Genomic DNA, 22971 nt, shown 5'->3' with positions numbered 1-22971 from the left:
CCATCTCCTGCGTCACATTGCGGCTCAGGGCCTTCCCTTCCGGCAGAATTCAACATACATTGAATTCATCAAGTGATGAATTTCCGAACACGGCTCACCCCTAGGAGACCGCCATGAACGAGCAGCAGCAGGCCGAAGTCATCGTCGTCGGTGCGGGCCCCACCGGGCTCCTCCTCGCGGGCGACCTCGCCGAAGCGGGCGTCAAGGTCACCGTCCTCGAAAAGCGCGGCGCCGAGATCTCGAACCTGTCCCGCGCCTTCGCCGTCCACGCCCGCACGCTCGAAGTCCTCGACGCCCGCGGCCTCGCCGACGACCTCTTCGCCCTCGGCGGCCGCCGCCTCGGCGAGCTGTTCCTCTTCGGCCGCGCCAAGGTCAAGCTCAGCGGCCTCGACTCCCGCTTCCCGTACGTGCTCATGACCCCCCAGTACAACGTGGAGCGCGTCCTGCGCGAGCGCGCCGCCGCGGCGGGCGTCGACTTCCGCTTCGACCACAAGGTCATCGGCATCGACCAGGCCGACGGGAGCGCCACCGTCCGCACCGACAGGGGCGACTTCACCGCGGCGTACGTCGTCGGCACCGACGGCGTCCGCTCCGCGGTCCGGCAGGCCGTCGGCATCGACTACCCCGGCGAGGCCGTGCTCCGCTCGATGATGCTCGCCGACGTCGAACTCGACGAGCCGCCCGCCGAGAGCCCCGCCGTCAGCGGCGCGAACGGCGCGTTCTGCTTCATCGCCGACTTCGGCGACGGCCTGTGGCGCGTCATCGGCTGGAACGCCGCCGACCAGCAGGACGACGACGCGCCCGTGTCCTCCGACGAGATCCGCACCGCGCTCAAGCTCGCGTTCGGCACCGACTTCGGCATGCACGAGCCCAAGTGGTCCTCGCGGTTCCACTCCGACGAGCGCCAGGCCACCGCCTACCGCGCCGGGAACGTGTTCCTCGCGGGCGACGCCGCCCACTGCCACACGCCCGCCGGGGGCATGGGCATGAACACCGGCATCCAGGACGCCGCGAACCTGTCGTGGAAGCTCGCCGCGGTCCTGCGCGGCGCCGACCCGGCGCTGCTCGACACGTACGCGGCCGAGCGCCACCCCGTCGGCGAGGCCGTGCTGCGCGCCAGCGGCCGCATCATCCGCGTGGCCGCCAACAAGTCCCGCGTCGTCGGGGCCGTGCGCGGCGCCGTCCTCGGCACCGCCCTCAAGCTGGACCCGGTGCAGCACAAGGTCACCGGCCTCATCAGCGGCATCGACGTCCACTACCCGCACGCCCACGGCGAGCACCGCCTCACCGGCGACCGCGCCCGGGACGTCGACCTCGCCGACGGCACGCGGCTCTACGAGGCGCTGCGCGCCGGGCGGTTCGTCGTCCTCGACAGTGCGCTTGAAGACGGCGCTCTTGAAGACAGCGCCGCCGCCGTCGCCCGCGCCACCGCCGAGCCCGACGGCACGGCCCGCGTCGTCCGCCCTGACGGCTACATCGGCTGGGCCGGGGCCGACGACCCCGCGGCCATCGCGGCCTACCTGGAGGCGCACGCCGGGAAGCTTTGACCGAGGAAACCAGGACGGCGGCGGACGCGAGTCCGCCGCCGTCTCTTGTGGTCTTCGGGGGCCGTCCGACACGAGTTCAACGCGCGTTCACCCCGTTGGGGTTGCACTCAAGTGGCATTTGTCGTGAACTTGCATTCCACCCGGATTCATCCTGAGATATAGAGGTTCAATGACAAACGTCCTCAGTCGACGCGGCGTGCTCGGCGCGGGCCTCGCCCTCGGTGCGACGGCGGTCGCCACCGGAGCCTTCTCCAGTGCCGCGCAAGCGGAAGAGGCCTCCGGCGGCCCCATCATCGGCGAGCCGCGCCGCGACCAGCTCCACCTGCTCACCTTCAACCTCCGCTACGAGGGCGGCGACGCCTCGCCCCACACGTGGGACGAGCGCCGCCCCCTCGTGAAGACCGTCCTCAAGCGAGAGCAGCCCTCGATCCTGTTCACGCAGGAGGGGATCTACCCCCAGCTCCAGGACGTGCGCGAGGACCTCGGCGGCCACTACGACTGGATCCACCTCGGCCGCCTCGGCGGCTCCCGGTCGGAGGCCACCGCGGTCTACTGGAACACCAAGCGGCTCAAGGTCGTCGAGTACGACCACCAGTGGCTCTCCGACACCCCGCTGCTCATCGGCTCCAAGGGCTGGGGCAACAACGTGGTCCGCATGCTCACGTGGGTCCGGTTCCTGGACCTGCGCACGGGCAAGGAGTTCTACGTGGTCAACAACCACTTCGACCACCAGTCCGAGGACGCCCGCCAGAAGGGCGCCCAGATGAACCTCGACGTCATCGCGCCGTGGGTCGAGCAGGGCTTCCCCGTGGTCGCCGCGGGCGACTTCAACCAGGTCCCCGACACCCCGACCTACACGATCCTCACCGACGGCGGCCTGGTCGACACCATGCTCGCCGCCGAGGAGCAGGTCACGCCGGTGTGGGGCACCTGGAACGGGTGGAACCCCGTCCCCAGCGAGACCGAGCGCCGCATCGACTGGATCCTCGCCACCCCCGGCGTCCGCATCCTCAAGGCCGCGGTGAACACCTACGCGAAGGACGGCCTCACCCCGTCCGACCACTGGCCCGCCCAGGCGCTCGTGGAGCTCCTGTAACCGTGAAGGCCCAGCGGGGCGGCGGGTCCGGCGCTATGGTCGCGACCATGGACACCGTTCGGAACGCCGCCCCGCCGGACCAGCCGCCCGCGCTCGCCGGCGTCCCGCTCGTCGGCCCGGTGGCGGCCCCCGAGCTCCAGGTGATGACCTACAACCTGAAGACCGCCTCGGGCCGCGCCCCGCACTCGTGGTGGAAGCGCCGCCCGTTCGTGGCGCAGGTGGTGCGCGACGAGCGGCCCACCGTGCTGTGCACGCAGGAGGGGCAGTTCTACCAGCTCCGCGAGCTGCGCGAGGACCTCGACGGCTACGACTGGGTCCACCTCGGCTGCGCCGGGGGCTCCCGGTCCGGGTCCACCGCGATCCTCTGGGACGCATCGCGGGTCGTGCCCGTCGCGTACGACCATCTGTGGCTCTCGCGCCACCCCGACCGGATCGGCTCGCGCGCGTGGGGGACCGGCGCGATCCGCATGCTCACCTGGGTCCGCTTCGAGGACAAGGCCACCGGCAAGGACTTCCACGTCGCGAACGTCCACCTCGACCACCGCTCCGAGCGGGCCCGCCGCAAGGGCGCCGCGATGTGCCGCGACCTCCTGCGCAGCTTCCAGGGGCCCGCGGTCCTGGCCGGGGACTTCAACTGCCGCCCCGACTCCGCGGCCCACGCGGTCCTCACGCGCGATCTGGCCGACGCCTGGGACACCGCCGCGACGCGGCTCACGCCGGACTGGGGCACGTTCAACAGCTGGCGCACCACGCCCGCCGAGAACGGCCGCCGCATCGACTGGATCATGGTCAAATCCGGTCCGAAGCGGCAGGAGCTGACCGTCCATAGAGCAGGCGTCAACACCCGGACCGGGGACGGGCTCGCCCCCTCCGACCACTGGCCGGTTCAGGCGGTGTTCACGATCGGCCGCTAGTTGATCTGGTCGAGGTACTCGCGGATCTCCCGCACGGCCGAGCGCCCGGCGCGGTTCGCGCCGATCGTGCTCGCCGACGGGCCGTAGCCCGCGAGGTGGATGCGCGGGTCGGCCGCGACCCTGGTGCCGTCCATGACGATCCCGCCGCCCGGCCCGCGCAGCTTCAGCGGCGCGAGGTGGTCGAGCGCGGCCCGGAAACCGGTGGCCCACAGGATCACGTCGGCGGGCACGAAGCGCCCGTCGTCCCATGCGACGCCGCCGGGCTCGATCCGGTCGAACATCGGATTCCTGTCGAGGATCCCGGCTTCCCGGGCGGCCCTGATCTCGGGCGTGAGCGGCACGCCGGTGACGCTGATGACCGACTGCGGCCGCAGCCCCTTGCGCACCCGTTCCTCGACCATCGCCACGGCCTCGCGGCCCCGGTCGGGGTTGAAGTCGCCGCTGCGCCACTGCGGCTCGCGCCGCGTCACCCACGTGGTGGCGGCCGCGACCGGGTGGATCTCCATGAGGTGCTGCATCGCGGAGATCCCGCCGCCGACGACCACGACCCGCTCGCCCGCGAACTCCTCCGGGCCGCGGTACTGCGCGGTGTGGAGCTGTCTCCCTTGGAAGGTCTCCTGGCCGGTGTAGCGGGGCCAGAACGGCCGCTCCCACGTCCCCGTGGCGTTGATGAGCGCCTTCGCGATCCACGTGCCGCGGTCGGTGGCGACTTCCAGGCGCTTGTCGGGGAGTGAGCGCACCGACCGGACCGACACGGGCCGCTCGACGCGCAGGTCGAACTCGCGCTCGTACGCGGCGAAGTACTCGGAGATGACCCCGGCCACGGGCGTCGACTCGTCGGGCTCGGGCACCGGCATGCCTGGGAGCTGGTACACCCCGTTCACGGTCTTGAACGTGAGCGTCGGCCACCGGAACTGCCACGCCCCGCCCGCGTGCGGCGCATGGTCGAGCACCGCGAACCCCGTCCCGGGCTCGAAGTGCCGCCGCAGAAAGTACGCGGCCGACAACCCGGCCTGCCCGGCCCCGATCACGACGACGTCCACTTCCCGCATCACACCAGCCAAAACGCCTCGGCGAGACGCGGGATTCCGCCCGGTGAGGGCGCTCACTGCGGTGCGGCGAACAGGTCCTTCAACGTGAAGGCATCGGCGGTCGGCCCCTTCTCGCGGAGCATCGTGAGCCGCTTCTCGGCGTCCTGGACGGTGGGCCGTTCGCCCGCCGGCACCCACCACAGCGCGGTGATCGCCTCCTTGAGGTGCTCGAACCACTCGCGGCGGCGCTGGAGGTACGGGCGGTGGACCGCGCCGTACACGTACGCGCGGAACGTCTCGGGGTTCTCCCACACCGACATGTTCACGATGAGCCACTCGTCGCCCCAGAACCGGAACGCGGTCGCCCCCTCGCCCTCCCCGTCGGCCAGCCGCCACACGAACCCCTCGTGCGCGTCGGCCGCCGCGTTCACCTCCGCCAGACCGTCCATGAAGTCCTTCATCACCGGCGAGTCCAAAGGCGCGCGCATCCGCCCGATGTTCACCTGCGCCAGTTCATAAGCCGCACTCATGCAACGAGCCTGCCAGCGCCGAACCCCCACCGTCAACGCCCGCCGGACAATCCCGGTCACACCCCAGTCGACTGGGATTCCGCACTGATTTCATGCCGCGGGGGAGAGGAACTCCAGCCGGTTGCCGAACGGGTCGTGGGCGTAGAAGCGCCGGAAGCCGATGAACAGGCCGTCCCATTCGACGACATGGCCTGCGGCTTCGAGCGCGGCGGCGAGGCCGTCGAGGTCGGCCACGAGGATGCCGGGGTGGGCCTTCTTAGACGGCACCAGGTCCGGTTCGACGCCGAGGTGGATCTCCAGTGCGTCGGTGCGCAGCCACAGGCCGCCGCGCTTGGCGAGGTCGGGAGGCTTGGGGACCTCGGTCATGCCCAGCACCTCCACGTAGAAGGCGCGGGCGGCGTCCTCGGACTCGGGGCGGATGGCGAGCTGCACGTGGTGGAGGCCGTAGCCGAAGGTCATGTCGCTCCTCAGGGGGTAATGGAGAAGGGGCGGGCCCGACCGGGCCCGCCCCTTCTCACTTTGGTTGTGCTACTTCGCGAGCAGGCCGCGGAGGACGTACTGGAGGATGCCTCCGTTGCGGTAGTACTCGGCTTCGCCGGGGGTGTCGAGGCGGACGACGGCTTCGAAGGTCTTGACGGCGCCGTCGGGGCTGGTGGCGGTCACGGTGACCGTGTCCGGGATGCCCGTGTTGACGGCGGTGACGCCGGTGATCGCGATCGTCTCCTCGCCGGTGAGGCCGAGGCTCTGGTGGGACTCGCCCTCCGGGTACTGGAGCGGCAGGACGCCCATGCCGATGAGGTTCGAGCGGTGGATGCGCTCGTAGGACTCGGCGATGACGGCCTTGACGCCGAGGAGGCGGGTGCCCTTCGCGGCCCAGTCGCGGCTGGAGCCGGTGCCGTACTCCTTGCCGGCGAGGACGACCAGCGGGGTGCCCTCGGCGGCGTAGTTCTGGCACGCGTCGTAGATCGTGGCGACGGGGCCGCCGGCCTGCGTGAAGTCGCGGGTCCAGCCGCCCTCGGTGCCCGGGGCGAGCTGGTTGCGCAGGCGGATGTTCGCGAAGGTGCCGCGGACCATGACCTCGTGGTTCCCGCGGCGCGAGCCGTAGGAGTTGAAGTCCTTGGGGCCCACGCCCTGGGACTTGAGGTACTCGCCCGCGGGCGAGTCGGCCTTGATGGACCCGGCGGGGGAGATGTGGTCGGTGGTGACCGAGTCCCCGAGCTTCGCCATGATGCGGGCGCCGTGGATGTCCTCGACGGCCTCCGGCGTGGCGGGCATGTTCTCGAAGTACGGGGCCTTGCGCACGTACGTCGACGCCTCGTCCCACTCGAACGTGTTGCCGGTCGGGATCGGCAGGGACTGCCAGGTCTCGTCGCCGTCGAACACGGACGCGTACTCGGTGAGGAACATGTCGCGGCCGATGTGGCCGTCGACGACCTCGCGCACGTCCTCGGGGGCGGGCCAGATGTCGCGCAGGTACACGTCCTGCCCGTCCTTGCCCTTGCCGATCGGGTCCGACGTCAGGTTGATGTCCATCGTCCCGGCGAGCGCGTACGCCACGACCAGCGGCGGGCTGGCGAGGTAGTTCATCTTGACGTCCGGGTTGATCCGGCCCTCGAAGTTGCGGTTGCCCGAGAGGACGGCGGCGACGGCGAGGTCCCCGGCCTGGACCGCGGCCGAGGTCTCCTCGGGGAGCGGGCCGGAGTTGCCGATGCAGGTGGTGCAGCCGTAGCCGACCAGGTTGAACCCGAGCTTGTCGAGGTACGGGGAGAGCCCGGCGCGCTGGAGGTACCCGGTGACGACCTGGGACCCGGGCGCGAGCGAGGTCTTCACCCACGGCTTGGACAGGAGCCCGGCCTCGACGGCGTTCTTGGCGAGCAGGCCCGCGCCGACCATGACGTACGGGTTCGAGGTGTTGGTGCACGAGGTGATCGCGGCGATCACGACGGCGCCGTGGTCGAGCTGGAACTCGCCGGCCTCGGTCTTGACGGTCTGCGGGTTGTGCGGGCGCGAGCCGTTGGGGGCCTGCGCGGGCGCGTCGGAGCCGGGGAAGGACTCGATGCCCGGCTCGTCGGCCACGTAGTTGGCGACGTCGCGGCGCCACTGGTGCCCGGCGTTGTCGAGCTGGATGCGGTCCTGCGGGCGCTTGGGCCCGGCGATGGAGGGGACCACGGTGGAGAGGTCGAGTTCGAGGTACTCGGAGTACTCGGCCTCCTGCTTCGGGTCGTGCCACATGCCCTGGGCCTTGGCGTACGCCTCGACGAGGGCGATCTGCTCCTCGGAGCGGCCGGTCAGGCGCAGGTAGTCGACGGTGCGCTCGTCGATCGGGAAGATGCCGCAGGTGGACCCGAACTCGGGGGCCATGTTGCCGAGCGTGGAGCGGTCGGCGACGGGCACCGAGGCGACGCCTTCGCCGTAGAACTCGACGAACTTGCCGACGACGCCGTGGTCGCGGAGCATCTCGGTGATGGTGAGGACGAGGTCCGTGGCGGTGGTCCCGGGCGGGAGGTCGCCGGAGAGCTTGAAGCCGACGACGCGGGGGATGAGCATGGAGATCGGCTGGCCGAGCATCGCGGCCTCCGCCTCGATGCCGCCGACGCCCCAGCCGAGGACGCCGATGCCGTTCTCCATGGTGGTGTGGGAGTCGGTGCCGACGCAGGTGTCGGGGTACGCGAGGCCGTCGCGGGTCATGACGACGCGCGCGAGGTGCTCGATGTTGACCTGGTGGACGATGCCGGTGCCGGGCGGGACGACCTTGAACTCGTCGAAGGCGGTCTGGCCCCAGCGCAGGAACTGGTAGCGCTCGCGGTTGCGCTCGTACTCGCGCTCGACGTTGCGCTGGAAGGAGTCCGGGTGGCCGAAGAAGTCGACGATCACGGAGTGGTCGATGACCATCTCGGCGGGCGCGAGCGGGTTGATCTTGGCCGGGTCGCCGCCGAGGTCGCGCACGGCCTCGCGCATGGTGGCGAGGTCGACGACGCAGGGCACGCCGGTGAAGTCCTGCATGATGACGCGCGCGGGCGTGAACTGGATCTCGGTGCTGGGCTTGGCGTTCGGGTCCCAGGAGCCGAGGGCGCGGATGTGGTCGGCGGTGATGTCCGCGCCGTCCTCGTTGCGCAGCAGGTTCTCAAGGAGGACCTTGAGGCTGTACGGGAGCCGCTGGTGCCCCTCCACCTTGTCGATGCGGTAGATGTCGTAGTCGTGTTCGCCGACCCGCAGCGTGTCGCGGGCGCCGAAGGAGTCCGTACTCACCATGAGAGCTCCTCGTCGAGTCTGAACTGAAGGTCGGTCTCAGTCTGCCGCAACCCGGGAGGTCGGGGACCGCGGTCGGTCAGACCGCCGACTCTTAAACAGTACGTCCGTCTTATTTAACGGTTCCAACTGTAGCACCCGCGTGCGGCCGGGCGGTGCTCAGCCGAGCCTAAGACGCATCGAGTGGCATGGATCGCCAAGAGGGGGACCGCGACGGGAACGGTGAAGGCCGGCGGCGGGAGCGGTTGTGTGCGGTGATGCCCCCGCCGCCGGCCCGGTGCGGTGGATATAAGCCTGAAATCGGACTATACGCTCCGGGCCTCCGGGGCCGTCACCGGCCCTGCGGTGCCCGGAGCGACCAGCGGTTCTATCAGTGCGCGCCCGCGATCCGCGGCCCGGCCTCGCGCTGCTCCGCGAGCCACGTCTCGACCTCGTCGGAGGTCCGCGGGAGCCCGGCCGAGAGGTTCTCGCAGCCGTCGGCGGTGACCCGCACGTCGTCCTCGATGCGGATGCCCACGCCGCGCAGCTCCTCGGGGACCAGCTCGTCGTTGGCCTGGAAGTACAGCCCCGGCTCCACGGTGAGCACGAAGTCCTCCTGGACCGCGCCCTTGTAGTAGTGCTCGGGCCGCGAGGCCGCGCAGTCGTGCACGTCGAGGCCGAGCATGTGCCCGAAGCCGTGGAGCGTCCAGCGCCGGTAGATCAGCGAGTCCTTGTCAAGCGCCTCGTCCACGGTGCCCGGCAGGATGCCCAGGTCGCTCAGGCCCTCGGCGAGGACCCGCATGCACGTCTGGTGGATCTCCTGGAACTCGGTGCCCGGCTTGATGACGTCCATGCCGGCCTGCTGCGAGGCGTGCACGATGTCGTAGACCTGCTTCTGGAGCGGCGTGAACCGCCCGTCGACGGGGATCGTGCGGGTGACGTCGGCGGTGTAGAGGTGGTGGTTCTCCACGCCCATGTCCATCAGGAGCAGCTCGCCGGTCTTCGTGGCGCCGTCGTTGGTGATCCAGTGGAGCGTCGTGGCGTGCGACCCGGCGCCGACGATCGAGTCGTAGCCGAGCCCGTTGCCCTCCAGGCGGGCCCGCGAGCGGAACACGCCCTCGATGAGCCGCTCGGAGACCGAGCCGGTCGCCGGGATGATCCGGGCGACGTCCTCGAAGCCGCGCACGGTGATGTCGACGGCGTCCTGGAGCTGCTCCAGCTCCCAGGAGTCCTTGCGCAGCCGCAGCTCCGACAGGACCGCGGCCAGCTCGCCGTCGCGGGTCAGGCCCTCGGCCTCCTCGGCCGGGAACCGGGCGTCCAGCGCGGCGTCGAAGCCGCGCAGCACGCGCACCCGCGAGCGCTCGGCGCCCTTGAGCGCCTCGTCGAGGCCCTCGACGTCCTTGCACGGCAGGCCGAGCCGCGTCTCGGTCTCCTCAAGGGAGTGCTTGCGGCCGATCCACAGCTCGCCGTACTTCGCGGAGCGGAAGAACTCGTCGGAGTCGGTGCCCTTGCGGGGCCGCCGGTACAGGACCGCCTCGTGGCCGCCGCCGCTCGGGTGCAGCACGAGCACGCCCTCGGGGTCCTGGTCGCCGGTGAGCCACACGAAGTCCGAGCCCGCGCGGAACGGGTAGAACGTGTCGTTCGAGCGCCGCTGCTCCTCGCCGGTGGGCACGATCAGCACCTCGCCGGGGAAGGCCGCCGAGAGCGCCTCGCGGCGCCGCGCCGTGTACGCCGCCTGCGGCAGCGGGGCGGCGTCCAGGTCCAGCGGCCCCCACCCGGAGCGCATGAACTCCAGGAACTTCTCGGGGAACTTCGGGTCGTGGGGTCGCTCCCCGGACTTCGTCTCGGCCATCGCCGTTCCTTTCCATCGACACTTGTCGCGCGACTAGGGGCGCTTGGGGATGACGGTACCGCGTTCGTGAGCGCCCCATGACGGTCCCGGCCGCTCGTGCCCTCCGCACTGGCACCGCTACCCTGAGAATCGTGACCGATCGCGCCAATTCGTCGCTCAACCCACCTTCCGGCAAGGGGGCGCCGTCGCGACCGAGCGTCACCCTCCCCGAGGGCCAGCTGGAGCAGATCCGCCGCCTCGTCGCGGTCGGCCGGGCGGAGTCGGTCGACGAGTACGTCGGCGCGGCCGTCGCCGAGCGCCTCGAACGCGACCGCTCCCTCTCCGAGCTCCAGGACCTCTTCGAGCGCAAGGGCCAGGGCCCCAGCGCCGAGCACCTCGCCTGGGCCCGCGAGGTCCTCGGGGTCGAGGAGAAGGACGACGGGGAGGCGCGCCCATGATCGGCGGCCGCATCCTGGACGTCTCGGCCATCGTCGGATTCGCCACCTCCATGCCCTACCCCCAGGCCGTGGTCTTCACCGCCCTGGAGCAGAACGTCGTCCTCGCGATCCCCTCCGGCGCGCTCGCCGAGGCCTGGTCGCAGGCCCGCCGCCGCGACCGCGACGCCCTCCTGGTCCTGCTCGGCCTGCCCGTCACCGTGGTCATGGACCTGGACCAGAAGTCCGCCCGCGACGTGGGGCTCATGCTCTCGCGCTCGCGGCAGCACGGGAACATCGCCGCCGGGCACGTCGCCTGGTGTGGCCTGAACCGCCCCGGGTGGCCCATCGTCACCGGGGAGCCGAAGACCCTGCTTGCATTCGATGCGAGCCTGGAGATCGACCAGCTCCCCTGAGGGGCCGGGCGAGGGACAATAGAGGAGCAGCGTGACCGCCGTACAGGAGCAGTCAATGACCACCACCGGCCCGCTCGAATACCGACCGCGCAAGTCCCGCATCGGGGCCTGGATCGGCGCGGCCGTGGCCTTCTTCGGCTTCACGGCCCTCTCCTTCTCCCTCGGGACGACCACCGTCGAGGGCGGCACCGTCACGGTCGCCGACCAGGCCGCGATGATCGGACTCGGCGTCATCGGCGCCGGGATCGCCCTGAGCTTCCTGCGGCTGCGCGTGCGCGCCGACGAGAAGGGCATCGAGGTGACCAACGTCGCCCAGAAGCGCTACTTCCCCTGGCAGGTCGTCACGGCCATCAACTTCAGCGACAAGATGACCTGGGCGACCGTGGAACTCGCCGACGACGACGAGATGTCGATCATGGCCGTCCAGGTCACCGACAAGGAGCGGGCTGTGGCGGCGATCAAACACCTGCGAGCGCTCTTGGAGCAGTCCCGCAGCTAGGTGCTACGATGGCTTGTCGATCGCACTGCGCTGCCCTGTCGGGCCGCGTGCAGTGCTAGCAAGCGGAGTCCAGCTCCCACCCGCAGCCGGGCCCTTCGGGGCCGACTGGCGACCGGGTCACAAGACGGCGATTGAGTTCGCCGTGCTTTGGAGTGGACCCCGGCATACGCTGGGGTCTTTCTTTGTTGGGACCTCATGCCCGAGGCCGCTGGGTCACGCTTGCGCGACGAGCCGCCGGTGCACCCGCACCGGTGACGACCCGAAAGCCACAGGGGCGCCGGCGCGAACGCGTCGGCGAGAATCGCAACCAAGGAGGCCCCATCAGCGATTTGCGCGTGAACGACCAGATCCGGACCAAGGAAGTGCGTCTGGTCGGCCCGCAGGGTGAGCAGGTCGGCATCGTGTCGATCGACAAGGCCCTGCAACTGGCCGCGGACGTCGACCTGGACCTGGTCGAAGTCGCACCCACCGCCCGTCCGCCGGTCTGCAAGCTCATGGACTACGGCAAGTACAAGTACGAGTCCGCTCAGAAGGCCCGTGCCTCGCGCCGCAACCAGCAGCAGACGGTCATCAAGGAGATGAAGCTCCGGCCGAAGATCGACAAGCACGACTACGAGACCAAAAAGGGTCACATCGTGCGCTTCCTCACGGCCGGGGACAAGGTCAAGATCACCATCATGTTCCGCGGCCGCGAGCAGTCGCGACCGGAGCTGGGACGCCGCCTGCTGGACAAGCTGGCGGAGGAGATCTCCGACCTCGCGGTCATCGAGTCCGCCGCGAAGCAGGACGGCCGCAACATGATCATGGTCGTCGCCCCGATCCGCCCGAAGGGCGAGATCAAGGGCGGCGGACGCAAGGGCCGCGACCGCGGCGAGGCCGAGCAGGCCCCCGCGGAGCAGGCCGAGCCGGCCCAGGCCGACGCCCCGGCCGAGGCCCCGAAGCCCGACGAGACGCCCGAGTCCTAGACCCGGGCGAACGGAGGAGCCGGGCGCGGCGACGCGCCCGACCCGCTCCGGTTGAACTAAGGAGAAGCAGATGCCGAAGATGAAGTCCCACAGCGGTGCCAAGAAGCGGTTCAAGGTGACCGGGTCGGGCAAGCTGATGCGCCGCAGCGCCGGCAAGAACCACCTGATGCTGGCCAAGAGCGGCCGCTTCAAGCGCAAGGCTTCGGGCGACCAGTCGGTCTCCCCGGCCGACACCAAGCAGGTCAAGAAGCTGCTGGGCATGTAGCCCCTCCCGATTGACTTCCAACCGCTTTTAACCGCAAGGAGACCTACTGTGGCACGCGTCAAGCGTTCGGTGAACGCCAAGAAGAAGCGCCGCGTCGTACTCGAAGAGGCCAAGGGCTACCGCGGGCAGCGCTCGCGCCTGTACCGCAAGGCCAAGGAGCAGCTGCTCCACTCGTACACCTACTCGTACCGCGACCGCAAGGCCCGCAAGCGCGAGTTCCGCAAGCTGTGGATCACCCGCATCAACGCCGCGGCCCGCGCGAACGGCATCACCTACAACCGCTTCATGCAGGGCCTGTCCCTCGCCGAGGTCGAGGTGGACCGCAAGATCCTCGCCGAGCTGGCCGTCTCCGACCCGGCGGCGTTCACCGCCCTGGTCGAGGTCGCCAAGGCCGCCCTCCCCGAGGACGTCAACGCCCCGGTCGAAGCGTAAATGCAGACCGATGAACCCGGGACGGGCGTGCTCACCGCGCGCTCGTCCCGGGTCGTCAACGCCCGCAAGCTCCAGCGCCGCCGCGGCCGCGACAAGGCCGAGCGGTTCCTCGCCGAAGGCCCCCAGGCCGTGCGCGAGGCCGTCGACGCGGGCGTCGTCACCGACCTGTTCTACGACCTCGACGCCGACACCCGCCACACGGACCTGATCGACGCCGCGGTCGCCGCGGGCGCGCACGTCCACCCCTGCACCGACGAGGGCCTCGCCGCCCTCGCCGAGACCGTCACCCCGCAGGGCCTGGTCGCGGTCTGCCGCTTCCTCGACCAGCGGCTTCCCGAAGACCCCAAGCTCATCGCGGTCCTCCACGGCATCACCGATCCCGGGAACGCCGGGACCGTGCTCCGAGCGGCCGACGCCGCCGGGGCCGACTGCGTCGTCTTCGGCACCGACTCCGTCGACCCGTACAACGGCAAGTGCGTGCGCTCCTCCGCCGGGAGCCTCTTCCACCTGCCCGTGGTGCGCGCCGCCGACACCGCCGACCTCCTCGACGTGTTCGTCCACGCCCAGATCCTCGCGGCCGCCGCCGACGGGGACGACCTGTACGCGCTCGACGCGGCCGGGGACCTGGACGCGCCCACCGTGTGGCTGTTCGGCTCCGAGGCCCACGGCCTCGACGACGGCACCGCCGCGCTGGCCCACCACCGCGTCGGCGTCCCCATCTGGGGGAGGGCCGAGAGCCTCAACCTCGCCGTCGCCGCAGGGGTGTGCCTGTACGCGAGTGCGGCCGCGCAGCGCAGGAAGTAGCATGGACTCATGTCTTACGGTCGCCGCGAATTTATCCAGCCCGCCGGGTGCGGGCTGGGCGGCTAGCCGACCACTCCTCCCCAGCGGGCTGCGGCCGCGCCGCGCGTCTTTTCTAGACTGCTGATGGTCCCGCCAGGAGAGAGACGAATGAGCACTGAGAACGAGGCTGGCCTGCTCCAGCCCGAGGCCCTCGCGAGGGCCGTGAAAGACGCCGCCGCCGCGATCGAAGCGGCCGGAAACCTTGAGGCGCTCGCCGCCGCCAAGTCCGCCGTCCTCGGCGACAAGGCCCCGGTGTCGCTGGCCCGCAGGGCGATCGGTTCGATCCCCGGCCCCGAGCGCGGCGAGGCCGGCCGGAACGTCAACGCCGCCCGCACCGAGATCACCGCCGTCTACGAGGCCCGCGAGGAGATCCTCAAGGCCGCCGAGGCCGCCCGGATCCTCAGCGAGGAGACCGTGGACGTCACGGCCCGCACGCCGCGGCGCCGCCAGGGCGCCCGCCACCCGATCAACGTCCAGATGGACCGGATCGCGGACCTGTTCGCCGCCATGGGGTACGCGATCGGCGAAGGCCCCGAGGTCGAACTGGAGTGGTTCAACTTCGACGCGCTGAACATCCACCCCGACCACCCGGCCCGCACCATGATGGACACGTTCCACATCGCCGACGGCGACGGCGGATACGGGTCGAACATGGTGCTGCGCACCCACACCTCCACCGTGCAGATCCACACGATGCTCACCCAGGAGCCGCCGATCTACACGGTCGCGCCCGGCCGCGTGTACCGCACCGACGAGGTGGACGCGACGCACTCGCCGGTGTTCCACCAGACCGAGGGCCTCGTGGTCGACAAGGGCATCACCATGGCCGACCTCAAGGGCACCCTCGACCACTTCGCGAAGTCCGTGTTCGGGCCCGACGCGAAGACCCGCCTGCGGCCCTCGTACTTCCCGTTCACCGAGCCCAGCGCCGAAGTCGACGTCTGGTTCGCCGCCCACAAGGACGGCGCCCGCTGGATCGAGTGGGGCGGCTGCGGCATGGTCAACCCGCGCGTCCTGCGCGCCTGCGGCATCGACCCCGACGTGTACTCGGGCTTCGCGTTCGGCATGGGGGTCGAGCGGGCGCTCATGCTGCGCCACGGCATCACCGACCTGCGCGACATCATCGACGGCGACGTCCGGTTCCCGGCCGGCCTGCGAGTGGAGGAGTAGACGATGAGGATTCCCGTTTCCTGGCTCGCCGAGTACGCCGCCCTGCCCGCGGACCTGTCAACCGAGGCGCTCGACGCCGCGCTGGTCGAGTCCGGCCTCGAAGTCGAGGAGGTCGACGACCTGCGCGGGCGCGTCACCGGCCCGCTCGTGGTCGGCCGCGTCGCCTCCATCGAGGAGCTCACCGAGTTCAAGAAGCCGATCCGCCACTGCCAGGTGGAGGTCGGCGAGGCCGAGCCGCGCTCGATCATCTGCGGCGCGAGGAACTTCGCCGAAGGCGACCTCGTCGTCGTGGCGCTGCCCGGCGCCGAGCTGCCCGGCGGCTTCAAGATCGCCTCCCGCAAGACCTACGGGCGCCTCTCGGACGGCATGATCTGCTCCGCGCGCGAACTCGGCGTCTCCGACGACCACGAGGGCATCATCGTCCTCCCTGAAAGCACGCTTGAGCAGACCGCGGTGGGGGCGGACGCCCGCCCGGTCGTGGGCCTCGACGACGTCGTCTTCGAGCTCGCGATCACCCCGGACATGGGGTACTGCTTCTCGGTGCGCGGCATCGCCCGCGAGGTCGCCCACCGCCTCGGCGTCGCCTTCACCGACCCCGCGTCGAAGGCCGTGGAGCCCAAGGCCACCGAGCACCCGCCGTACCCGGTGCGCGTGGAGACCGACGGCTGCACGCGGTTCACGCTGCGCGAGGTGCGCGACGTGGACGCGAACGCCGAGTCCCCCGAGTGGATGGCCCGGCGCCTCACTCAAGCGGGCATGCGCCCGCTCGGCCTCGCCGTCGACGTCACGAACTACCTCATGCTCGAACTGGGGCACCCGCTGCACGCCTTCGACCGCGATGCGCTCGAAGACGTCCTGGTCGTGCGCCGCGCCCAGCCCGGCGAGACGCTGAAGACCCTCGACGACGTGGAGCGCAGGCTCGACCCCGAGGACATGGTCATCTGCGACGCGACCGGCCCGCTCTCGCTGGCCGGCGTCATGGGCGGCCTCACCTCCGAGGTCGTGCCGGGCACCCGGAACGTGCTCATCGAAGCGGCGCACTGGGACCCGGTGTCGATCGCCCGCACCTCGCGGCGGCACAAGCTCACCTCCGAGGCGTCGAAGCGGTACGAGCGCGGCGCCGACGCGGCCCTGAGCATGATCGCCGCGCAGCGCGCCGCGGACCTGCTCGTGGAGTACGGTGGCGGGACCCTCGTCGAAGGGGTCGCGGACATCGACCGCCGGAAGCCGATCCCCGCGATCGAGCTGCCCGTGGACCTGCCGTCGAAGACCGTCGGCGTCGACTACGACCGCGCCACCGTGGTCGCGATGCTCGAAGCCGCGGGATGCACTGTGGATGGCGACGGCGACGTGCTCAGCGTCGTGCCCGCGCCGTGGCGCACCGACATCACCGACCCCGTCGACCTGGTCGAGGAGGTCGTGCGGCTGCACGGCTACGCGCACGTGCCGTCGGCGACGCCCCGCGCCATCGCCGGGACCGGCCTGACGGCCGCGCAGCGGCGCCGCCGCCGCGTGGCCCGCGCGCTGGCCGACGGCGGGTTCGTGGAGACCTACACGTTCCCGTTCGTCTCCCGCGACCGCGCCGACGAGCTGGGCCTGGACGAGAAGGACCCGCAGCGCGAGGCCGTCGCCGTGCTCAACCCGCTCGACGACGCCGCGCCGCTGCTGCGCACCACCGTCCTCGCGAGCCTCGTCAACGCCGTGCGCGTCAACCTGGCGCGCGGCGCGAAGGACCTCGCGGTCTTCGAGGAGGGCCTGGTCTTCCAGCCCGCCGAGGGCTGGACCGAGCTCGACAAGGTCGTGCTGCCCGTCTCCAAGCGCCCCGACGACGAGGCCATCGCGGCCGCGATCCGGCGCCTGCCGGTGCAGCCGCGCCACGTCGCCGCCGTCATGTGCGGGCAGGCCGTGCCCGCCGGAGTGGACGCGCCGGGCCGGGCCGTGGACTGGGCCGACGCGATCGAGGCCGCCGAGCTGGTGGCCGCCGCCGCGGGCCTGAAACTCGAAGCGGCCCAAGGCCAGGCCGCGCCGTGGCACCCGGGCCGCTGCGCCGAGCTGCGGGTGGACGGCGCCGTCGTCGGCCACGCAGGGGAGCTGCACCCGGAGGTGTGCGAGCGCCTCGGGCTGCCGCGCCGCACCGCCGCGATGGAGCTGGACCTGACCGCGCTGCCGCTGCCGGGTCTCGCGCCCGCGCCGGTGGTCTCGCACTTCCCGGCGACCCTCATCGACGTCGCCGTGGTCGTGGCCGAGTCGGTGCCCGCCGGGCAGGTCGAGTCCGCCCTGCGCGAAGGCGCGGGGGAGCTGCTCGACTCGCTGCGCCTGTTCGACGTGTACCGGGACGCGAAGCTCGGCGAGGGCCGCAAGTCCCTCGCGTTCAAGCTGGAGCTGCGCGCGAACGACCGGACCCTCACGAACGAGGAGGGCGTGGCCGTGCGCGACGCCGCCGTCGCGGTCGCCGCGGAGCGCTTCGGCGCCGGACTGCGCGAGTAGCGCCGATCGGATTCAGGGCCCGGTGTCACCTCGGTGGCATCGGGCCCTTACTGCGTGTCCTGATACGGCGGGATTTCGGAGTAAGGCCGGAGCCGCGGCATGTCGCATGGTCCGCGCCTTTTAAGGTACGTGGTGTGAATAACGGGAACCCCTCTCGCATCGGCAGGCGCCTGAGGCGGTCCGGCTCTGAAGGCGGACCCCCGGGGAGCCACCGGGCGGGCCTCGCGTACAGCGGGGCGCGCCGCGCCGCGTGGTCCCTCCCCCTCCCGGACCGGTTGCGCGACATGCAGTTCACCAAGCTGCACCTCGCCGTCGGCGGGGCCGCCGCGCTCGTCGTCGCCGTCGGCGCCTCGATCGTCCTCGGCAACCTCCCCGGCGGCGGCGCGGGCGAGACCGCCGAGGACGCCGCGCTCCTGTACAACGACGGCCGCGCCCTCCCCGCCGACTTCGCCGGCTCGCACCCGTCCCTCGTGGAGCGCATCCACACCGAACTCGAAGCGCGCTACGGCATCACCGCCGACCAGCTCTACGACGAGGACGCCAACCCCGACGGCTACCGCGTCGTCCTCACCCTCGACAAGGCCCTCCAGGACGCCGCCGAGGAGACCCCCGGCGAAGCGGGCGTCGTCGCCGTCGAACCCGGCACCGGCGCCGTGCTCTGCTACTACGGCGCCGAAGCGGCGAACGGCGCCGACCTCGTCGGCGCCGCCGCCCCGCACCCCTCCTCCTCCGTGTTCGACATGATCACCGCCGCAACCGCGCTCGAATCCGGCGCGTCCATCGAGTCCTGGTGGAGCGACGACGACGTGGACGTCACCCTCGCCGAAGCCGTCCAGGAGCAGCGCGACGGCGCCATGGACACCATGGCCGGCGAGTACGGCACCGCGAAGGTCCTGGAGACCGCGAACGGCATGGGCCTCACCGCGATCGCCGACGCCGACGGGACCCTCCGCGACCTCGCCTCCGGCGACTACGACGGCCTCGACCCCGCCGGGCTCGGCTCCTACCCCGTGCCCGTGGTCGACATGGCCGGCGTCTACGCGACCATCGCCGCGGGCGGCAAGTACGCCGAGACCCACCTCGTGGACGCCGTCCTCGACTCCGGCGACGGCGAGATCCGCGCCGACCAGGACATCCGCACCAACCAGGCCATCGCCGAGACCACCGCCCAGGACCTCCAGTTCATCGGCCTCGGCGAAGCCGACGCCATGGAGGACCGCGACTTCTTCGGCATCGGCGCCGACTTCCACGGCACCACCACCCAGTCCTGGTTCGTCGGCGCCATACCCCAGCTCAGCGTCGCCGCCTGGGCCAACGGATCAGCCGCCGCCGACGGCGGACTGCCATTGTGGCGCAACGTCATCGACACCGCCATCGAGACGAAGGGCTACGAGGCCGAGCGGCTCCCCGGTGCCTCCGGCGAGGGCGAGGACCTCACCGACGGCATCGAGGACGACGGGTCCATGGACCCGGACGGCGAGTACTGCCAGGCCCACCCCGACGACGCCGGGTGCGCCGCCTCCCAGAGCCCCAGCGAGGCCGAGTCCTCCAGCGAGGCCGAGGAGACCAGCGAGGAGCCCGAGCCCGACCCCACCACCTCCTCGGAACCCGAGCCCGAACCGACCACTTCGGACGAACCCGAGGAGACCACCAGCGAGTGCAACAGCTGGCCCTTCTGCTGAGCGGACGCCCCGGACGCTCCACAAGGCCTCGGCTACCATGCAGCCCATGACTCCCAACGGCTTCCCGAAGTCGCGCCTCGCGCTCGCCCTGGCCGTCCTCGTCCCGCTCGGAGTCCTCGGCGACGCGATATGGATCCGCCTCGCCGGAACGCCGCCGTGGCAGGGCCTCGACGACCACTGGAACGCCCTCGTCGGCGGCCCCGCCGACGGCGTCCGCTGGCAGCTCGCGCAGCTCCTCAACCGCCTCGGTGCCGCACCGGGCCTCGCGCTCCTCGCCATCGCCGTCGTCGCCCTGCTCCTCACGAAGCGCTGGCGCTCGGCCGTGTTCGCGTGCGCCGCCGTCGCCGCGTCCGCCGTCGCCGTCGACCTCGTCAAACGCGTCGGCGACCGGCCCCGGCCCCTCGACGTCATGATCGACACCGGCTCGTGGGCCTTCCCCTCCGGGCACGCCGCGCGCATGGCCGCGTTCGTCGTCATCGTCGCCGTCGTCTGGATCCCCGCCCGCCACCTCCGGGCCTGGTGGCCGATCGCCGTGTTCCTCACCGTGCTGATGATGGGCGCCCGCACCTGGCAGCACGCCCACTGGCTCACCGACACCATCGCGGGCGCCGCCCTCGGCTGGTCCGTCACCGCCCTCGCGTGGTTCGCCCTCACGCCCCTGCTCGACCGCGAACGCGCCCAGCGCGAGGCCCTCGACGCGCCCGTCGGGACCGACACCGATGGACCCGGTGCCTTACGCTCGGTGGGAAACGGGAAACACGCGATAGCAGAGGTGCCCTGATGTCCACGCCCGACCCCATGTACGACCCGCAGGCCCAGCAACCGCAGCAGCCGCCGCCCGGCCAGCCCTACCCGCCGCCGCCCTACCCCCCGTACGGCTACCCGCCGCCCTACGGGTACCCGGCCCCGCAGCCGCCCATGAACGGCATGGCGATCGCCGCGCTCGTCGTCGGCATCGTCGGGGTCTGCAACCCCATCGGCATCCTCGGCCTCATCTTCGGCACCATCGCCAAGCGCCAGATCGCCGAGCGCGGCGAGAGCGGCGAGGGCTTCGCCACCACCGGGATCGTCCTCGGCTGGATCGGCGTCGCCTCGATCGTGTTCTGGATCCTCTACGTGGTCTTCTGGGTCACCACGTTCGGGGCGCTTTTCAGCGAGCTCGACGAGCTGCCGACCAGCGACCCCAGCTGGGACGACTACAGCGTGGTCCTCACGCTCCTCGGGGTCGCCTGAAGTACGTCACGGCCGCGGTGTTCGCGGCGGCGAGCACCGCGAACGCGACCGCCGCCGCGGGCAGCCCGAGCCCCCACAGGGCCCACGCCCCCGCGCCGAACGCCACCGCCTTCACCGCCACGGTCCCGGCCACCGGCAGCGGCACGCGCGCCTTCGGCGCCGCGAACGCGCCCCACAGGGCCACGAGCGCGCCGACCGCAGCGACCGCGATGAGCAGCCGCGTCCACAGCGCGTGGTCGAGGTCGAGCGCCCACCAGGCGACGAAGACGAACAGGGCCAGTTCGAGCACGAGCGCGACGAACGCGTTGGCCATCACGAGGGTGCGGAGCACCCCGCTGTACCGTTCCCATTCGGGACGGAACTGGGGAGGATTCACCTGGGTCACCCGAACATGATGGACCCTCCGGGACAGATGGGGTGCGTTGGGTGCGACCAAAGTCGGAGCCCGCCTCCCCTCCCGGACCGAGGCCGCGCGCCCCGGGACGTGATGGGATGGGGGCATGACCAGTCCGCCCGGCCTCCTCCGGCGCATCCGCAGAGGCGACCTCATCGCCGCCGGGGTCATCTTCGTCCTCGGATCGCTCTTCATCGGACTCGGTGTCTTCGAGCCGTACATGGTCGACCTGCCGCTGTGGGTGCGCTTCATCCCCTTCGGCCTCACCTGCCTCGGCGTCGTCGTGCGCCGCGCCTCGCCGGGCCTGTGCCTCGCCCTCGGCACCGTCGGCTTCGGCACCGAGATCGCCATTGGCGTCACCTTCGCCACGATCTGCGTCTACACCGACAACCTCTACGCCTACGCCCGCTACGGGCCGCGCCGCGGCGTCCGCGTCCTCACCCCGGCCGTCGTCGTCGGCGTCCTCGGCCTCGGCGGGCTCGTCCTCCTCGAAGGCGGCGGCACCACCGGGGTCCTCACCACGCTCGCGATCCTCGCCGTGGTCCTGCTGTCCCCGATCGCGACCGGCATCATCGTCCGCCAGGCCCACGACCGCGCCCTCCTCGAACGCGAGCGCGCCGAGCAGATGGCCCGCCTCGCCGACGTGCGCCGCCGCGAGGCCGTGCTGCGCGAGCGCACCGTCATGGCCCGCGAGCTCCACGACACCGTCGCGAACTACCTCTCCGCGATCGCCCTCCAGTCCACCGCCCTCCAGGCCCGCCGCGACTTCGACTCCGACGCCGTGCGCACCTCCATCGCCGCGATCCGCGCCTCCAGCGTCGACGGCCTCGCCGAGCTGCGCCGCATCATCGGCATCCTCCGCGCCGGGGACGAAGGCGAGGAGCTGGCCGCCTACCGGATCGACCAGATTCCCGAACTCGCCGAGCGCATGCGCGCCGTCGGCCTCAAGGTCGACTTCCGCACCGAAGGCGAGCCGCGGGACCTGCCCGGCGAGGTCGAGCTGACCGCGTACCGGGTCGTCCAGGAGTCCCTCACCAACGCCCTCAAGTACGGCCGCGACGCCGTCGCCGCGATCGAGTACACGCCCGGGACGCTCGTCGTCACCGTCGTGAACGCCTTGGGCGGCAACGAGGAAGCGGTGCCCGGAGCCGGATCGGGCCTGGTCGGCATGACCGAGCGCGTCCGCCTCCTGGGCGGCAAGGTCCACGCCGGACCGGACGGCGACCGCTGGGCTGTCCGCGCCGAGATCCCGACAGGAGTATCAGAACATGACTAGGGTCCTGCTGGCCGACGACCACGCGGCCGTGCGCGCCGGGCTGCGGATGCTCCTGGAGAGCGCGGGCGGCGACGGCGACGAGGGCATCGAGGTGGTCGGCGAGGCCGCCGACGGGGTCGAGGCGGTCGCGCTGGCGAAGGAGCTGCGGCCCGACGTGGTGGTCATGGACATCCGGATGCCCCGCAAGGACGGGATCGCGGCGGCCGCGGAGCTGCGCGGCACCGCCGACGTCCTGGTCCTCACCTCCTACGGCGACGACGCGAACGTCTTCGACGCGCTCCGGGCGGGCGCGAGCGGGTTCCTGCTCAAGGACGCCGACGCGGCGACGCTCGTGGAGGCCGTGCGCACGATCGCGCGCGGCGACGGGCTCATCTCGCCCGCCGTCACCCGCGGCCTCATCGCCGAGTTCGCACGCTCCAGGCCCGCGTACGCTCCGATCGAGGCCGACGCGGCGGGCCTGGACGCGCTGACGCGCCGCGAGACCGAGGTGCTGGGCCTCATCGGCGAGGGCATGTCGAACGCGGAGATCGCCGCGGAGCTGGGCATGGCCGAGGCCACGGTGAAGTCGCACGTCACGCGGGTACTCGCGAAACTGGGTCTGACGAACCGCGTCCAAGCCGCCATCTTTGCTCGCGAGCAGGCTCGTTGAGGTCAGGGCGGGGCCATGGCGGCCAGCGGCCGTGTGTCGCGCGTGAACA

At 71.4% G+C, this 22971-nt stretch carries 23 protein-coding genes; 17 read left to right on the top strand and 6 right to left on the bottom strand.

Annotated elements, in window-relative coordinates:
- The first annotated feature begins 113 nt into the window (after positions 1–113).
- The 3 genes from WA640_RS00320 to WA640_RS00310 all read left to right on the top strand — a co-directional run bounded on the left by WA640_RS00320 (position 114) and on the right by WA640_RS00310 (position 3557).
- Positions 114–1547, top strand: a complete 1434-nt coding sequence (locus tag WA640_RS00320) for an FAD-dependent monooxygenase (RefSeq protein WP_335985558.1) — start codon at positions 114–116, stop codon at positions 1545–1547.
- 169 nt (positions 1548–1716) lie between these two features.
- Positions 1717–2643 carry an endonuclease/exonuclease/phosphatase family protein gene (locus tag WA640_RS00315; RefSeq protein WP_335985557.1) on the top strand — a complete coding sequence of 309 codons (927 nt, stop codon included), beginning with the start codon at positions 1717–1719 and terminating at the stop codon, positions 2641–2643.
- Positions 2644–2690: 47 nt separating this feature from the next.
- Complete coding sequence (locus WA640_RS00310; RefSeq protein WP_335985556.1) at positions 2691–3557, top strand: endonuclease/exonuclease/phosphatase family protein; 867 nt, start codon at positions 2691–2693, stop codon at positions 3555–3557.
- Here the strand turns inward: WA640_RS00310 and WA640_RS00305 are convergent.
- From WA640_RS00305 to WA640_RS00285, 5 genes are all read right to left on the bottom strand, one after another.
- On the bottom strand, positions 3554–4609 hold the full coding sequence (locus WA640_RS00305; RefSeq protein WP_335985555.1) for an NAD(P)-binding domain-containing protein: 1056 nt from the start codon (positions 4607–4609) through the stop codon (positions 3554–3556). The two genes, WA640_RS00310 and WA640_RS00305, sit on opposite strands and share 4 nt — an antisense overlap.
- 53 nt (positions 4610–4662) lie before the next feature.
- Complete coding sequence (locus WA640_RS00300) at positions 4663–5118, bottom strand: DUF3291 domain-containing protein (protein WP_335985554.1); 456 nt, start codon at positions 5116–5118, stop codon at positions 4663–4665.
- Positions 5119–5208: 90 nt separating this feature from the next.
- A complete protein-coding gene (locus WA640_RS00295) occupies positions 5209–5577 on the bottom strand; it encodes a VOC family protein (RefSeq protein WP_335985553.1) in 369 nt (122 codons plus the stop codon).
- A 69-nt stretch (positions 5578–5646) separates the two neighbouring features.
- Positions 5647–8367: an aconitate hydratase AcnA gene (gene acnA, locus WA640_RS00290; RefSeq protein ID WP_442904664.1), complete on the bottom strand. Its 2721-nt coding sequence runs from the start codon at positions 8365–8367 to the stop codon at positions 5647–5649.
- A gap of 370 nt (positions 8368–8737) precedes the next feature.
- Positions 8738–10198 (bottom strand): aminopeptidase P family protein, encoded by a 1461-nt coding sequence (locus tag WA640_RS00285; RefSeq protein ID WP_106362394.1) that lies wholly within the window; start codon positions 10196–10198, stop codon positions 8738–8740.
- A 131-nt stretch (positions 10199–10329) separates the two neighbouring features.
- Here WA640_RS00285 and WA640_RS00280 point away from each other — a divergent pair, with 131 nt between their 5' ends.
- The 12 genes from WA640_RS00280 (at position 10330) to WA640_RS00225 (ending at position 20603) form a co-directional block, all read left to right on the top strand.
- Positions 10330–10635, top strand: coding sequence for a ribbon-helix-helix domain-containing protein (locus tag WA640_RS00280; RefSeq protein WP_106362395.1), 306 nt, complete (start codon positions 10330–10332; stop codon positions 10633–10635).
- A complete protein-coding gene (locus tag WA640_RS00275) occupies positions 10632–11027 on the top strand; it encodes a hypothetical protein (RefSeq protein WP_091043173.1) in 396 nt (131 codons plus the stop codon). Before WA640_RS00280 ends, WA640_RS00275 begins: the two co-directional genes overlap by 4 nt.
- A gap of 55 nt (positions 11028–11082) precedes the next feature.
- On the top strand, positions 11083–11526 hold the full coding sequence (locus tag WA640_RS00270; RefSeq protein ID WP_335985549.1) for a PH domain-containing protein: 444 nt from the start codon (positions 11083–11085) through the stop codon (positions 11524–11526).
- Positions 11527–11861: 335 nt separating this feature from the next.
- Positions 11862–12491 carry a translation initiation factor IF-3 gene (infC, locus tag WA640_RS00265; RefSeq protein ID WP_106362397.1) on the top strand — a complete coding sequence of 210 codons (630 nt, stop codon included), beginning with the start codon at positions 11862–11864 and terminating at the stop codon, positions 12489–12491.
- A gap of 70 nt (positions 12492–12561) precedes the next feature.
- Positions 12562–12756 carry a 50S ribosomal protein L35 gene (rpmI, locus tag WA640_RS00260; protein WP_106362398.1) on the top strand — a complete coding sequence of 65 codons (195 nt, stop codon included), beginning with the start codon at positions 12562–12564 and terminating at the stop codon, positions 12754–12756.
- A 48-nt stretch (positions 12757–12804) separates the two neighbouring features.
- A complete protein-coding gene (gene rplT / locus WA640_RS00255; RefSeq protein WP_106362399.1) occupies positions 12805–13188 on the top strand; it encodes a 50S ribosomal protein L20 in 384 nt (127 codons plus the stop codon).
- On the top strand, positions 13189–13992 hold the full coding sequence (locus WA640_RS00250) for a TrmH family RNA methyltransferase (RefSeq protein WP_335985548.1): 804 nt from the start codon (positions 13189–13191) through the stop codon (positions 13990–13992).
- A gap of 147 nt (positions 13993–14139) precedes the next feature.
- The gene (gene pheS, locus WA640_RS00245) at positions 14140–15201 is read left to right on the top strand and encodes a phenylalanine--tRNA ligase subunit alpha (RefSeq protein ID WP_106362401.1); all 1062 of its coding nucleotides are present in this window, start codon (positions 14140–14142) and stop codon (positions 15199–15201) included.
- 3 nt (positions 15202–15204) lie between these two features.
- On the top strand, positions 15205–17688 hold the full coding sequence (gene pheT, locus WA640_RS00240; protein ID WP_335985547.1) for a phenylalanine--tRNA ligase subunit beta: 2484 nt from the start codon (positions 15205–15207) through the stop codon (positions 17686–17688).
- 284 nt (positions 17689–17972) lie between these two features.
- Complete coding sequence (locus WA640_RS00235) at positions 17973–19370, top strand: penicillin-binding transpeptidase domain-containing protein (protein WP_335985546.1); 1398 nt, start codon at positions 17973–17975, stop codon at positions 19368–19370.
- Between the two features lie 46 nt (positions 19371–19416).
- Positions 19417–20151 carry a phosphatase PAP2 family protein gene (locus tag WA640_RS00230; protein WP_335985545.1) on the top strand — a complete coding sequence of 245 codons (735 nt, stop codon included), beginning with the start codon at positions 19417–19419 and terminating at the stop codon, positions 20149–20151.
- The gene (locus WA640_RS00225) at positions 20151–20603 is read left to right on the top strand and encodes a DUF4190 domain-containing protein (protein WP_106362404.1); all 453 of its coding nucleotides are present in this window, start codon (positions 20151–20153) and stop codon (positions 20601–20603) included. Before WA640_RS00230 ends, WA640_RS00225 begins: the two co-directional genes overlap by 1 nt.
- Here WA640_RS00225 and WA640_RS00220 read toward each other — a convergent pair.
- A complete protein-coding gene (locus tag WA640_RS00220; protein ID WP_335985544.1) occupies positions 20581–20988 on the bottom strand; it encodes a YrdB family protein in 408 nt (135 codons plus the stop codon). The genes WA640_RS00225 and WA640_RS00220 overlap by 23 nt on opposite strands.
- 115 nt (positions 20989–21103) lie before the next feature.
- Here WA640_RS00220 and WA640_RS00215 point away from each other — a divergent pair, with 115 nt between their 5' ends.
- Together WA640_RS00215 and WA640_RS00210 are read left to right on the top strand one after the other, a co-directional pair.
- Complete coding sequence (locus WA640_RS00215) at positions 21104–22273, top strand: sensor histidine kinase (protein WP_335985543.1); 1170 nt, start codon at positions 21104–21106, stop codon at positions 22271–22273.
- Positions 22266–22922: a response regulator transcription factor gene (locus WA640_RS00210; RefSeq protein WP_335985542.1), complete on the top strand. Its 657-nt coding sequence runs from the start codon at positions 22266–22268 to the stop codon at positions 22920–22922. Before WA640_RS00215 ends, WA640_RS00210 begins: the two co-directional genes overlap by 8 nt.
- The last annotated feature ends 49 nt before the right edge of the window (positions 22923–22971 follow it).

This window comes from Glycomyces sp. MUSA5-2, assembly GCF_037034145.1.
GTDB classification, from domain to species: domain Bacteria; phylum Actinomycetota; class Actinomycetes; order Mycobacteriales; family Micromonosporaceae; genus Glycomyces; species Glycomyces artemisiae.
This window is presented reverse-complemented; position numbering and strand designations above follow the sequence as displayed.

Bases quoted from the DNA above. Each gene is read 5' to 3' on its own strand.
- WA640_RS00215 (WP_335985543.1), top strand. From the start codon at position 21,104: ATGACCAGTCCGCCCGGCCTCCTCCGGCGCATCCGCAGAGGCGACCTC.
- WA640_RS00230 (WP_335985545.1), top strand. From the start codon at position 19,417: ATGACTCCCAACGGCTTCCCGAAGTCGCGCCTCGCGCTCGCCCTGGCC.
- WA640_RS00315 (WP_335985557.1), top strand. From the start codon at position 1,717: ATGACAAACGTCCTCAGTCGACGCGGCGTGCTCGGCGCGGGCCTCGCC.
- WA640_RS00295 (WP_335985553.1), bottom strand. From the start codon at position 5,577: ATGACCTTCGGCTACGGCCTCCACCACGTGCAGCTCGCCATCCGCCCC.
- WA640_RS00225 (WP_106362404.1), top strand. From the start codon at position 20,151: ATGTCCACGCCCGACCCCATGTACGACCCGCAGGCCCAGCAACCGCAG.
- pheT (WP_335985547.1), top strand. From the start codon at position 15,205: ATGAGGATTCCCGTTTCCTGGCTCGCCGAGTACGCCGCCCTGCCCGCG.
- WA640_RS00305 (WP_335985555.1), bottom strand. From the start codon at position 4,609: ATGCGGGAAGTGGACGTCGTCGTGATCGGGGCCGGGCAGGCCGGGTTG.
- WA640_RS00285 (WP_106362394.1), bottom strand. From the start codon at position 10,198: ATGGCCGAGACGAAGTCCGGGGAGCGACCCCACGACCCGAAGTTCCCC.
- WA640_RS00275 (WP_091043173.1), top strand. From the start codon at position 10,632: ATGATCGGCGGCCGCATCCTGGACGTCTCGGCCATCGTCGGATTCGCC.
- pheS (WP_106362401.1), top strand. From the start codon at position 14,140: ATGAGCACTGAGAACGAGGCTGGCCTGCTCCAGCCCGAGGCCCTCGCG.
- WA640_RS00235 (WP_335985546.1), top strand. From the start codon at position 17,973: ATGCAGTTCACCAAGCTGCACCTCGCCGTCGGCGGGGCCGCCGCGCTC.
- WA640_RS00250 (WP_335985548.1), top strand. From the start codon at position 13,189: ATGCAGACCGATGAACCCGGGACGGGCGTGCTCACCGCGCGCTCGTCC.
- WA640_RS00320 (WP_335985558.1), top strand. From the start codon at position 114: ATGAACGAGCAGCAGCAGGCCGAAGTCATCGTCGTCGGTGCGGGCCCC.
- WA640_RS00300 (WP_335985554.1), bottom strand. From the start codon at position 5,118: ATGAGTGCGGCTTATGAACTGGCGCAGGTGAACATCGGGCGGATGCGC.
- WA640_RS00210 (WP_335985542.1), top strand. From the start codon at position 22,266: ATGACTAGGGTCCTGCTGGCCGACGACCACGCGGCCGTGCGCGCCGGG.
- rpmI (WP_106362398.1), top strand. From the start codon at position 12,562: ATGCCGAAGATGAAGTCCCACAGCGGTGCCAAGAAGCGGTTCAAGGTG.
- WA640_RS00310 (WP_335985556.1), top strand. From the start codon at position 2,691: ATGGACACCGTTCGGAACGCCGCCCCGCCGGACCAGCCGCCCGCGCTC.
- WA640_RS00270 (WP_335985549.1), top strand. From the start codon at position 11,083: ATGACCACCACCGGCCCGCTCGAATACCGACCGCGCAAGTCCCGCATC.